At 69.8% G+C, this 11,794-nt stretch carries 10 protein-coding genes and 1 pseudogene; 8 read left to right on the forward strand and 3 right to left on the reverse strand.

What is annotated here, in order from left to right; all coding sequences use genetic code 11:
* Position 1: 1 nt before the first annotated feature.
* From AB0J74_RS17720 to AB0J74_RS17750, 7 genes and pseudogenes are all read left to right on the forward strand, one after another.
* Positions 2-1,195 (forward strand): annotated as a pseudogene (locus AB0J74_RS17720) (cytochrome P450).
* On the forward strand, positions 1,195-2,463 hold the full coding sequence (aroA, locus tag AB0J74_RS17725; RefSeq protein ID WP_363449021.1) for a 3-phosphoshikimate 1-carboxyvinyltransferase: 1,269 nt from the start codon (positions 1,195-1,197) through the stop codon (positions 2,461-2,463). The pseudogene AB0J74_RS17720 and the gene aroA overlap by 1 nt, the downstream one beginning before the upstream one ends.
* Position 2,464: 1 nt before the next feature.
* On the forward strand, positions 2,465-3,013 hold the full coding sequence (locus AB0J74_RS17730; RefSeq protein ID WP_363449023.1) for a YciI family protein: 549 nt from the start codon (positions 2,465-2,467) through the stop codon (positions 3,011-3,013).
* Between the two features lie 26 nt (positions 3,014-3,039).
* Positions 3,040-3,924, forward strand: coding sequence for a hypothetical protein (locus AB0J74_RS17735; RefSeq protein ID WP_363449025.1), 885 nt, complete (start codon positions 3,040-3,042; stop codon positions 3,922-3,924).
* 30 nt (positions 3,925-3,954) lie between these two features.
* Positions 3,955-4,704, forward strand: coding sequence for a hypothetical protein (locus AB0J74_RS17740; protein ID WP_363449027.1), 750 nt, complete (start codon positions 3,955-3,957; stop codon positions 4,702-4,704).
* A gap of 196 nt (positions 4,705-4,900) precedes the next feature.
* Positions 4,901-6,679 (forward strand): AAA family ATPase, encoded by a 1,779-nt coding sequence (locus AB0J74_RS17745; protein WP_363449029.1) that lies wholly within the window; start codon positions 4,901-4,903, stop codon positions 6,677-6,679.
* A gap of 14 nt (positions 6,680-6,693) precedes the next feature.
* A complete protein-coding gene (locus tag AB0J74_RS17750; protein ID WP_363449031.1) occupies positions 6,694-7,917 on the forward strand; it encodes a hypothetical protein in 1,224 nt (407 codons plus the stop codon).
* 51 nt (positions 7,918-7,968) lie between these two features.
* On the opposite strand, the gene AB0J74_RS17755 is transcribed toward AB0J74_RS17750, so the two are convergent.
* The 3 genes from AB0J74_RS17755 to AB0J74_RS17765 form a co-directional block, all read right to left on the reverse strand.
* The gene (locus AB0J74_RS17755; RefSeq protein WP_363449627.1) at positions 7,969-8,418 is read right to left on the reverse strand and encodes an Lsr2 family protein; all 450 of its coding nucleotides are present in this window, start codon (positions 8,416-8,418) and stop codon (positions 7,969-7,971) included.
* A 442-nt stretch (positions 8,419-8,860) separates the two neighbouring features.
* The gene (locus AB0J74_RS17760) at positions 8,861-9,715 is read right to left on the reverse strand and encodes a DNA/RNA non-specific endonuclease (RefSeq protein WP_363449033.1); all 855 of its coding nucleotides are present in this window, start codon (positions 9,713-9,715) and stop codon (positions 8,861-8,863) included.
* A 135-nt stretch (positions 9,716-9,850) separates the two neighbouring features.
* On the reverse strand, positions 9,851-10,777 hold the full coding sequence (locus tag AB0J74_RS17765; RefSeq protein WP_363449035.1) for an AraC family transcriptional regulator: 927 nt from the start codon (positions 10,775-10,777) through the stop codon (positions 9,851-9,853).
* Positions 10,778-10,851: 74 nt separating this feature from the next.
* On the opposite strand from AB0J74_RS17765, the gene AB0J74_RS17770 reads away from it, so the two are divergent.
* Positions 10,852-11,790: an SDR family NAD(P)-dependent oxidoreductase gene (locus AB0J74_RS17770; protein WP_363449037.1), complete on the forward strand. Its 939-nt coding sequence runs from the start codon at positions 10,852-10,854 to the stop codon at positions 11,788-11,790.
* Positions 11,791-11,794 lie beyond the last annotated feature (4 nt).

Raw genomic sequence — 11,794 nt, forward strand, 5'->3', positions numbered from 1 at the left:
GATGGATCACGAGACCGCGCTGACGTCGCTGTTCCTGCCGTAGGGGCGTCTCGATCCCTATCCGGCGTACGACGCGATCCGCGCGCACGCGCCGGTCTTCCAGGCGCTGGACGGCCGCTGGTTCGTCACCACCCACGCGCTCGTCAATCGGCTGCTGCGCGACCCGAGCCTGCGCGTCGCCGATGCCGCCGACTACGACCAGACCTGGCCGGACTGGCGGGAGAACCGCGGCGTCGCCTCGGTCGTGCTGTCGATGCTGCAGACCAACCCGCCGGACCACAGCCGGGTGCGCCGGGCCGCCGCGGCCACCTTCACCGCCCGCCGCGTCGCCGCGCTCCGTGACGTCATCGCGAGCCAGGTCGAAGACCTGATCCGGGCCATGCCCGCGCGCGCCGACTTCATGAACGCGTTCGCGTACCCGCTGCCGATCGGGGTCATCTGTGCTCTGCTCGGCATCCCCGAGGCCGATCGGCCGTGGTTCCGGCAGCGCGCCGCCGACCTGACCGTGGTGCTCGAGCCGATCAGCACCGACGAGGAGATGCGCCTGGCCGACGTGGCCGGGCGGGAACTCGAGGACTACTTCACCGGCCTGATCGCCGATCGCCGGCGGGCGCCGCACGAAGACCTGACCAGCGCGCTCGTGGCCGAGGCGGGCGGCGACGGGCTGACCGGCGCGGAGTTGCTGGCCAACCTGGTGCTGCTGTTGGTCGCGGGCTTCGAGACGACCACCAACCTGCTCGGCACGGGCCTCGCGATCCTGCTCGAGCGGCCGGAGCGGGCCGACCGGTTGCGCGCCGATCCGGCCCTCGCGCCGGCGTACGTCGAGGAGATGCTGCGCTACGACTCGCCGGTGCAGCTGACCTCCCGGTTCACCAGCGCTTCCGTGGACCTCGGCGACGACGGCGAACTGCCCGCCGGCGCGATGCTGACCATGTTGCTGGGCTCGGCCAACCGCGACCCGGCCCGCTATCCCGACCCGCACCGCTTCGATCCCGACCGGCCCACCATCGCCCCGGTGTCGTTCGGCGGCGGCGCCCACTACTGCCTGGGCGCGCCGCTGGCCCGGCTGGAGGCCCAGGTCGCCTTCCCGCTGCTGCTGACGATGCTGCCGCGCCTGCGACTGGCCGGCCCGGCCGAGCGTCGTGACCGCCTGGTGCTGCGGGGCTATGCCGCGCTGCCGGTCAGCACCGACTGATGGCACCATTCGAGGCTGTGCCCGACGTCATCGCCGTTTCTCCGCTGCGCGAACCCCTCGACGCCACCGTGCGGCCGCCGGGTTCCAAGAGCATCACCAACCGCGCCCTGCTCTGTGCCGCACTGGCGCCCGGCACCTCGACGCTGACCGGCGCCCTCTTCGCCGATGACACGCGCGCCATGCTGGGCGCGATCGCCGCGCTCGGTGCCACGGTCGACGCCGACCCGGCCGCCGCGACCGTCACCGTGACCGGGGTCGACCCCCGGACCGGCCGGTCGGACGCCGTCGTCGACGCCCGCCAGTCCGGCACCACCTCGCGGTTCATCCTGCCCTCCGCGGCTCTGCGACCCGGCCGGACGGTTGTGGACGGCACTCCCCAGTTGCGTGCACGGCCGTTCGGCCCGGTCCTCGACGCGCTGCGTGACCTGGGCGCCGACGTGTCGGCTGACGGAGGCTTCCTGCCGGCGACCGTCAGCGGGCCACTGCGCGGCGGCCCGGTGCGGGTCAGCGGCCACATCTCCAGCCAGTTCCTCTCCGGGCTGTTGATGGCCGGCCCGCTGATGACCGACGGCCTGGCCGTCGAACTCAGTTCGCCGCTGGTGTCGGTGCCCTACGTCGAGATGACCAAGGCGGTCATGGCGGCGTTCGGGGTTGCCGCCGACGGGCTCAAGGTGACACCGGGTTCCTACCGGCCGACGGACTACGCCATCGAGCCGGACGCGAGCGCGGCCTCCTACTTCCTCGGCGCGGCCGCGATCGCCGGTGGCACGGTGACCGTGCGCGGGCTGGGCAGCGGGAGCCTGCAGGGTGACGTCGCCTTCGCCGACGTGCTCGAGCGGATGGGCGCGACCGTCTCCCGGGCCGCCGACTCGCTGACGGTGCGGGTGACGGGCGGCCTGACCGGGATCGACGTCGACATGGCCGATATCTCGGATACGGCGCAGACGCTGGCCGCGGTCGCCGTCTTCGCGGACTCGCCGACCCGGGTGCGCGGGATCGGCTTCATCCGGCGCAAGGAGACCGACCGGCTCGCCGCGGTGGTGACCGAACTGCGTCGGGCCGGCATCGAAGCGGTCGAAGACGACGACGGATTCACCATCCATCCGGGCCCGCCCCGACCGACCCGGTTCGCGACCTACGACGACCACCGGATGGCGATGAGCCTGGCCCTGCTCGGCCTGCGCGCGCCGGGCATCGAGATCGCCGACCCGGGCTGCGTCGCCAAGACCTACCCCGACTTCTTCACCACCCTCGCGGAGCTGTCCTGAGATGGAATTCTTCGTCTACCACCGCGACCGGCCCGGCTCGCTGCCGTTGCGCGAGCAACTGGCCGAAGCGCACTGGTCCTACATGGACGGTTTCGCGGCCGACCTGATCGCCCGCGGCCCGACCTTCCACGCCGACGGCGAGACGCCCAGCGGCAGCGTGCACATCCTCGACCTGCCCAGTCCGGCCGCGGCCCGGGCGTTCGCCCTCGACGAGCCCAACTACCGGGCCGGGGTATACGCCGCCGACGTGCTGGTCCGCCGGTGGCGCAACACGTTGGGCCGCACGATGTGGGAGTTCACCGGCGACCGCACCGAGGGCACCCACTACCTGGTGCTCGGTCACGGCCAGGGCGCGGCCGCCGACCTTCAGCCGGCCGACCAGGACCGGCTGATCGCCTACGGCCCACTGCTCGCCTACGACGGCACCACCTGGCTCGGCACCGCGGCGCTGCTCCAGGCGGCGGATCCCGAGCAGGCGCGCGCGGTGCTCACCGCCGACCGCTATAGCGACATCGAGGTGCACAGCTGGACCTTCGGCGGGCGCCGCTAGTGCGTCGACCGGCGGCGGTGGCGACGTTGCCCGAGGAACCCGGCGTCTACCGGTTCCGCGACGCGAACGGGCGCGTCGTCTACCTCGGCCGGGCGCTGAACCTGCGACGCCGGGTCGCCTCCTACTGGGGCGACCTCGGCGACCGCCGGCACCTGCGCACCATGGTGGCGTCCATCGCGCGGATCGAGGCCATCGTCTGCGCCTCCGGGCACGAGGCGGCGTGGGCCGAGCGCAACCTGCTCGAGCGCTCGCTGCCCCGGTGGAACCGCACGGTCGGCGGTCAGGAGTCGCCGGTCTACCTGCTGGTGGACACGTCGGTGGCGACGCCCGGGTTGAGCTTGGCGCACGAGCCGCGTACCAGAGCGGGTGTCAGGTCGTTCGGTCCTTATCTCGGCGGCAACAGGCTCCGGCTGGCGTTGTCGGCGCTGCACCGGGTGTTTCCCCTGCACTACGCCGGCACCGGGCTCAGCGGCGCCGGGCGCGAGATGGGCCGGGTGCGCCGGGTCGACGCGGACAGCCGCGCGGACCTGGCTGCCGCCATCGTCGCTGTGCTGGAGCGCGACCCGGCGGCGGCGAGCGCGGTGAGCGACGAGTTGGCCCGGCGGCGCGACGAGGCCTCCCGCGTGGAGGCATTCGAGCTCGCCGGCCGGTTGCACGAGGAGATCTCGGCAATCGCCTGGATCACCGCAACCCAGCGGGCAACCACGATGGCGACCTCGGACGTCGCGTTCTCCGGCTGGTCGGACGGGATCCAACTGCGGTTCGACGTACGCGCGGGCCGGCTCTCCGGCTGGCGCCAGATGCGGTGTGCCAAACCGGGTTCGGGCGCGTCAGGCCCGCCCGGCTGGGCCGAGTTCGCCCGTCGCAACGCCGCGCTCGCCGCCGTCCTTACGCGCCATCCGGTTCGCTGATCTTTTGACCGAGTCCCCGAAGGCGCCGACATGACGATTCTCGACACCCGGCTCCGCCTCGATGCCGCGTTGACCGGCGTGGCCAACGCGTTCCGTGGGATGACCGCCCACCCCGACGAGAACAACTGCGAGTGCCACTGGGGCAGCGCCGAGGAACTGGCGTTGTTGAAGACGCCGGACGTGCCACTCGATCCTGACCTGCTGCGGCGGACCTGGCGGAGCGACTGGAGCGACTACGCGTCGATCCTGCGCCGGATCCTGCCGCAGTTCGCCACGACCCTCGCCGGCGGACGCGTCATGACCCTCGAGGCTGTCGGTGCGATCGGGGTGCTGTTCCGCGACAGCGACTGGCAGCGCTGGCCGGCCGAGCAGGCCGGTGCGGTCTGGGAGTTCCTGGCCGCCTGGTGGGCGCACACGCTGACGGATCCGCATCCCGCCGCGCCCGCTTACGAGGTGCTCCCGGTGCTCGCCGCCGCCTCCGGCAGGCTCGAGCCGTGGCTCGCCGCGTGGGAGTCGATGCCCGCGGGCGTCGCCGACCGGCACCTCGCGGACACGCTCGTCGAATGGGACGACAGGCTGATGGCCGACGAACTCCCGTGGGACACGTGGAACGCGGTGCAGGACGATGCCGCGCTCCGGCGAGAGCTCACCGACTGGCTGCTCCGCCACGCCCCGGACCGCCTTCGGCACGTCGACGGTTCCGAGCGGCTGTCGCACCGGGTGCGGCTACTCGGACTGCCGGAGGAAGCCCGCTGGCGCGATCCGCACTGGGCGAGCTGACCGGCTTCCCGGCCCGGGTCGCGCTGGCCTGGCAGCACGCCCACCAGCAAACGCGAGTGTGCCCTGCGATCAGTTGTTCGCCGCCGAGGCCCTCGTGATGGGCCGCTTGACCTAGGACGGTTTCGCGGACGCTCGAGACGGCTAGGCCGCCGATTGGGGGCTGACGGGGCGAAGATCGTCCGTCTAAAGTGCAGGGATGAACGTCGACGTGGCAACTGGCAAAAGCCGTCCGGGAGCGTCGTTTGCGGAGGCAGATTGCAAGGTGTTCGCACGCTATCCAGTGAGGATCAACTGGAGCGAGGAGACGGTATCCGCCGACGATCAAGAGGTCTTCCGGAGCGTACGGTTCCGACTGGATAACCTCGCAAAATGGGTGGCGAGAAACGCGACAACAAAGGTCGAACTCGAGGCTTTCGTCAGCACGCTCAACCCCAATGGTCGAACGCCCAGAGACCTGTGGTGCTGTGTCTACCCGAAGAATTCACCGAACAAGTCTTACGCCCTGCAGGTGGCGCTGATCATTTCAGCGGACGGCGCAGAGCTGTGCCTGTGCCTCGGGTCGGGCACGTCGCAGCTGAAACAGACTGACCTGCGACGGGACGGCGAGCAATACCTACAGACCTTGCAATCCCGGCTCCGGTCGGCTCCGCATGCGCTCGCTGAAGATGTGGCCGACGCGCTGCCAAAGGAGGCTAGGTTCCTGTCCGCTTGGCGACAGCCACCAGGCGTACGAGAGTTTCGGGACATTCGCGAATGGCTGCGTTACGCATCCAATCCGGAAGGGACCGAAGCCAGCGTCTCCCGCTTTTTCTCAATCGCGGAGCTGGAGACCTTGGGTGATGGCATCGCTGACGCCTACCTGAATATGCTCGAGGCAGCGGCACCTCTCTTCGACTATTGCTTCGCAGACGGCGTCACTGACGGAGGTGAGGAGTTGGACCCAAGCCCGCCGCTCGCGATGTTCGACCTTGCCACGCTACGAGGCCGCGCTTCGGCGCCGCCGTACGGTCTCCAGCTTGGTGACGAGGTCTACCGCGCTGTCATTGCATCAGTCTTAAGTGGAAAGCATCTGATCCTTACGGGCCCGCCGGGCACCGCCAAGACGACGTTAGCCGAAATCGTGTGTCAACTCGCTGTGGACGCCGGACTGTCGCGTGGCTACACACTGACTACTGCCACGGCCGACTGGACGACCTATGAGACCATAGGTGGTCTGCGGCCGGCGAACAATGGTATGCAGCTGCAATTTCGCCCAGGTTTGTGCTTGGAGGCCGCTGCAGCGAAACGGTGGTTGATTATCGACGAGCTGAATCGGTCAAATTTCGACCGAGCCTTCGGTCAGTTGTTTACCCTCCTTTCCGGGCAGTCCGTGGTGCTTCCGTATGAAGACCACGTGAGCGGCAAGAGGATCGTGCTAGCTGTGGCCGGAAGCGCCACAAGGTATAGGCGCGATGGGTATTCCGTCATCGATGTGCCGCCTGACTGGCGGATCATCGCGACGATGAACGTTTTTGACAAGACTCTCTTATTCGAGATGTCGTACGCGTTGATGCGTCGGTTCGCGTTCGTCGAGGTGCCGGCACCTGGCGCGGAGGTGCTGGAAGAAATCTGGCAAAGGGAACTAAATGGACTGTCTGACGAGATGGCGAAAAGGGTTGGGAAGATCCTCGCTGGGCTTGAGCCGCTCCGGGCGATCAAACAGCTCGGACCGGCCGTTTTTAAAGACATGGCGTTGTTTGCGCCTCATTATTTGAGGATGGGTTACGTCGGCTCCGACGGAGCGCTTGCATTCCAGTTGTTCTATAGCTTTCTCTTGCCGCAGTTCGAGGGAATCGACGAGCGCGACGGCCGACGCTTGTTCCGAACGTTGTCACCCCTCGTCGGTGCCGGTCAGCAAGATCGGCTCAAGGCGAGTCTCCGCGATGTTCTAGGCGTCACCGTCGATGCGGACGACGACGCACCCGACGGCGCGTAGGCGCGGGCCGGCGCGTGATGCAGAAGTTGCCGTGGGAGCGCCCCTCTCGAATCGCCGAGGTTCGCGAGCAGATCTGGTCCTACGTGTCTCCGGCCTCCCAACGTGAAGGACCAGGTCTGGTCGTTGCTAGCGCACTCCTGGGCTGGCCAGTGGAGGACGTCGCTGAGTTAGCCAAGCTCTACTTTCTCCTGAGCACCGAGGTGAGCGAGTTCCTTCGTCAACTTCCCGATCTGGCCAGGCGTCTCAGCACCACCTCGGTCCGTGACGAGGAGCGCAGCACTGAGCGGGTCCGGGGCGCGGTTAGCTGGGGCCAGACTATGACCGGCCGGCTGACCAGCGGAACGCCGCATCTTCACGTGACGGCGCCGGTCGATCGGGCATACCAGACGCCAGAGAATGAACTCTTGGCTCATGTGCTCGATGCTGTGGTGACACTTGCGGTCGCCAGCAAGTGGCATCTGACCCGCACGCGACATGAGCCGGCAACCACCATACGCAACCACCTGCTCGAAGCCAGCAAATGGCAGAACAGCAGTATGCTGGCGACGATCGACCGAATCCCTCCAACAACGCGATCATTAGGCCGAATCGCCGGCGGGCGCACCCGCCGGAGGTATCAGCCCGTGCTTGCGGCCTACCGCAAGTGGGACCTGCTCGTTCGGCGTTGCGACCGTGCTGCGATCCGGGCGGCAATTGAAGAGGTGGGGCTGGTCACGGCTCAACACTCCACCCTTTTCGAGTTGTTGACCCTGTTTAGGGTGATGAGCGCCCTTGGCGTCCACGGCTGGAACCTCGAGCCCCTGCGGTTGTTTCGCGGGGCGATCGAGACCCGTGGCACCAGCGCCGACGGACGTCAGATTGACTTGTGGTACCAGACGACCCCACGCGTATTAGCTTCTTCTGCATACCGGCAGATTCTGGCTCGCCATGAATTTCGCGGTCAGCCTGACCTGCGACCTGACCTCGTGCTGCGCTGGCAGGCGCGAACCGGAAGCCGGCGAACACTCTTGATCGAGTGCAAGCTCAGCCAGACAGGCGGCGTAGCCACCGCAGCCCGCAAGGCGTTGTTCGACTTACTGGCCTACCGGCAGGCGTTCGCCGAGTCCCTGGGCGAATCCGGGGTCCCGTATGGGCTGGGTGTCGCCTGGGGAGGTGGCCTGAGGCCGCGCGGTGATCAAGACGTGATGCTTTGCACCCCGGACATGATCGACGAGGCGATGCTGACAACTACCCGGTAAGCCAGGCCGCCGCGACGCACCGGGCGCGGCCGACCTAGGCTCAGTGCCCAACTATGAGCCGGGGGCCAGGAAGGGTGACGCGAGGGCGGCCCGGGGTGCGCGGCCTTCGTGTTTCTCGTAGGCCTCGCGGACCCGCTGCGGGATGGCGCCGCGGTCGCCGACGGTGTCGAGGCCGAGTTGCGGGCCGTATTTCTGGCCCCAGGACCGGATCGCGCGGGTCTCCTCGCGCAGGCTCGCACCCTCGGCGGAGATGACCGTGCGGGTGTGGCGGGTGCCGTCGGGGGTCACCCGCGTGCCGGCCTCGACGAACGGCTTGAACGTCTGCCGCAGCTTCCCGGCGTTTTCGTCGGACAGGTCGATCTCGAACACGACGCCGTCGAGAGCGAACGTCACCGTTTCGTCGGCGGTGCTGCCGTCGATGTCGTCGACGAGCTTCACGATGGTCTCTTTGGCCACTGAGAGCGTCCCTAACCTGGTAGAACGAGTGTCCACGCCGCCCATACCGTATCCGATCACCATCTGCGCGCGCCGGTCAGACGAGCCGAAGGCCCTGATCGAGACCGGCGGAGTGGATCCCGACCGATGTCTCGCGGAGGATCCGGCCGCCGACCCCGCCGCGTTCCGGTCCGCGCTGCGCCGCGGCGGCCTCGGCCAGCCCCTCGCTGATCGCCCGCAGCCCGGCCTAGCCGGCCGGCGGGGGCGGCCTCGGCCGGCGGGGTCCGCCCGGCCGCCGGGTGACAGCCACCCAGGCGGCCGACCTCATCGCGACGGCGCCCGGAGTGCCCTGGCAGCGGTCCCACCCGACGGCGACGCTGCGTGAGCAATACGCCCAGGAGCCGCGCTGGGCCCACGCGGCCCTCGACGTCGAACCGCGCCTGACCCGCCTGCTGCAAGCCACCGCCGCGGGCGGGCGATCGCGGCCGCACCCGCCCAGCCAGGGCGGTCAGAGCTTGATGTCGTGCAGCCCGTGCAGTTCGAACGGGGTCGGCTCTTCCGCGTCGCCCTGCGGTGGCTCCAACGGGTCGTAGCTGTGCAGCGGCCCGAAGCGCACCCCGGTGCGGGACTCGATGTGTCGCACCGAGGTCTGGTAGGTGCGGAACGCGCCCAGCGGCGGCTCTTCCGCGGCCCGGCCGAGCGCATCGAGCAGGTCCGTCTGTTCGATCAGGTAGGCGGTCGCGTGCACCCGGTCGGCCGTGGCCACCGCGACCACCTTCCAGAACGCCCGGGGGATCAGCACGCCGCGGTAGGGCGGGTCGTCCGGGTCGAGAATCGGTCCTGTGTAGACGTTGGCGCGTAGCCGGTGGTCGCCGACGGTGACCAGGATGTAGTCCTCGAGGCCCTGCCACGTCGTGTCGTTCTGGTTGAAGTCGCGGTGTTGCGGCGCGCAGTTCGTGTAATGGAACGTGTCGGCGACCGCCGCGCTCGCCTCGCCGGCGGTGTCGCCCCAGAGCATGTCGGCCCGTCGGGTCAGGTGGCCGCGGTCGAGGTCGTTGGCGGTGTAGAGGCCGTTCCCGGATTGGGCGTCCGGCATCCGCGGGTCGACGATCCAGCGGTCGGCGTGCCGCACCTCGCTGAAGCGGCGCCGCCCGTCGACGTTGGCCGCGCTGAAGATCGCCAGGCGGCGGGCGGGGTTCATGACGACGCTGAAGTGGTGGTAGCGCAGGATGCCGTCGGTGGCGCCCGGCCCGACCGCGACCGCGACGCCGTCGGCGAGGCCGGGCAACGGCAGGTCGGCGCCGAGGAACTCGCCGTCGAAGCCCCGCCGGTCGGCGTAGTTCGGATCGACCAAGGCCGTCATGCGACGGACTCTACGACCGCGGCCCGGCGACGTCTGTCAGGCAGACGGCATTCGCGGCGAGTCGGTGAACGTCAGCGCCGACCACGTCTCCTGCCGATCATCGAGCCCCGTCTCGTTGAGCGAGGCGGGCTGCGCTCACGGCGCGACGGCTCCTGCCCGACGCAGGGCCCGGTAGGCCGCCGGCGACGAGCCGGTGACCCGCTTGAACGCGACGCTGAGCGCGCTTTCCGACCCGTACCCGACGTCGCGCGCGATGCTCGCGATCGTGCCGTCGCCGCGGCGCAACCGGTCCGCCGCGAGTTCGATCCGCCAGCCGGTCAGGTATTCCAGCGGGCCCGTGCCGATCACCTGGCGGAACCGGGCGGCCATCGTCGACCGCGACACCGCGGCCTCGCCGGCCAGCGCCTCGACGGTCCAGCGGTCGGCGGGCCGGGCGTGCATCGCCCGCAACGCCGGCCCGACCACCGGGTCGGTCAGGCCTGCGAGCCAGCCGGACCCGGGGGTGGCCGCCGTGGCCAGGTGGAAGCGGAGCACCTGGATCAGCATCACGACGGCGAGGTGCTCGGCGACCAGGGTGGAGCCGAGCTGGCCGCGGCGCGTCTCGAGGTCGATCCGGTTGATCGACCAGTGCACCGCGTCGGCCTCGACGGTGGCGGCCGGCACGTGGATCACCGCCGGGAGCCCGTCGAGCAACAGCGCCCGGGCCCGCTCGCGGAAGTCGAACCGGCCGCCGATCAACCGCACGTCGTCGCCGGTGCCGGCCCGGGCCACGCCGTCGGTCGCGGCCAGGAACGCGGGCTCGGCCGGCTCCAGGGCGGCGTCGCGGTCGCTGGCCAGGTCGAACGCGACCGGTCGGGTGAGCAGGAAGCAGTCGCCGGCCACGAGGGTGATCGGCTCGGCCACCCCGTCGACGACGAGCAGGCACCGGCCGCGCCGCACGGCGTTGAACTTGACCCCCGTCAGCGGCCGGAAGCGCAGTCCCCAGCGGCCACCCGCGGCCAGGCCGGCGGACAGGCGACCGGTCACCCCGGTCAAGGTCAGGACATCTTCCAATGGATCCATGGCTGGACGCTCGCTAAAGAGGACGGGACCATCAACTATTCATCGTCGCGCACCGGCTTCGTACCGTAACAGGCATGACTGAATTCGATGCGCGTACGACCGGCGCCCAGATTCTTGCCGGTGTTGACCTGACCGGCCGCCGGATGATCGTCACCGGGGGAGCCTCCGGGATCGGGGCCGAGACGGTCCGGGCCCTCGCGGGAGCCGGCGCCGAGGTGACCGTGGCCACCCGCGACCCTGACCACGCGAAGCCGCTGATCGACGAAATCCCCGGGCGGGTGCGCGCCGCCCAGATCGACCTGGCCGACCTCGACTCGGTCGCGGCGTTCGTGCGGGAGTGGGACGGGCCGCTGGACGCCCTGGTCGCCAACGCCGGGATCATGGCGCTGCCGACCCGCCAGACCACGCCCGCCGGCTGGGAACTGCAACTGGCCACCAACTTCCTCGGCCACTTCGCGCTTGCCTATGGGCTGCACGACGCGCTCGCCGCCGCCGGCTCGGCCCGGGTGATCACGGTCAGTTCCGGTGCGCACCTCGCGTGGCCGCTCGACGTCGACGACCCGCAGTTCGACCGCCGGCCCTACGAGGCGTGGGCGGCCTACGGGCAGTCGAAGACGGCCGACGTGCTGCTCGCGGTCGGCATCGCGAAGCGCTGGGCGGCGGACGGCATCGTGGCCAACTCGCTGGCACCTGGCGTGATCCACACCAAGCTGCAGCGGCACATCGACCGGGAGACCATGGTCCGGTTCGGTGCGATGGACGAGGACGGCGGCCTGCTCATGCCGGCGCACTACAAGACGGCCGCGGAGGGCGCCTCGACCACGGTGCTGCTCGCGGGTTCGCCGACGGTGGCGGGCGTCACCGGGCGCTACTTCGAAGACAACCGGGAGGCGCCGGTCGTACCCGGTGGTCCCGATGCCACCGCCGGCGTGGCCGCACACGCCCTCGACCCGGAAGCGGCCGACCGCCTGTGGGATCTGGCCCTGCCGCTCGTCGACCGGCGCCCGGCATAGGACT

It is taken from the genome of Asanoa sp. NPDC049573 (assembly GCF_040676615.1).
Classification (GTDB): domain Bacteria; phylum Actinomycetota; class Actinomycetes; order Mycobacteriales; family Micromonosporaceae; genus Asanoa.